Origin of the sequence: Paenibacillus sinensis, from assembly GCF_019904155.1 — a bacterium.
In the GTDB taxonomy this organism is placed as follows: domain Bacteria; phylum Bacillota; class Bacilli; order Paenibacillales; family Paenibacillaceae; genus Paenibacillus_AQ; species Paenibacillus_AQ sinensis.
This window is the reverse complement of the sequence record NZ_JAHCMB010000209.1, coordinates 1-259: the sequence shown is the minus strand read 5'-3', so window position 1 is coordinate 259 and position 259 is coordinate 1. Positions and strand designations below refer to the sequence as shown.

The following is a 259-nucleotide window of genomic DNA, read 5'->3' as shown; positions in this document are numbered from 1 at the left end:
GGTGCGGAAGTCTGGTCGCTGCCGTCCGGCCAGCCACATGAAGGGAATGTTCTCCCGCACGGCTTTGGCGATTTGACGAGACGAATAGATTCGCTGGGCGTAGGCATAGATAATGACTTTGGTAAGCATTTTAGGGTGGTAGCTGTCGCGGCCACCGCCGGGATAGGCAGCGTCAAAGATGGCGTCGTCGAGCCGATTCACGGCTGCGTTCACGACACGAACGAGGTGATGTTCTGGAATGTCTTCTTCCAGATCCATT

1 protein-coding gene is annotated in these 259 nt (G+C 56.0%); it reads right to left on the bottom strand.

The genetic code is table 11. The features are described from left to right. Nucleotides 1-258 (bottom strand): transposase (locus KIH86_RS25805; protein ID WP_223110747.1); only part of this gene is annotated, 258 nt, incomplete at its 3' end. Nucleotide 259: the final 1 nt, after the last annotated feature.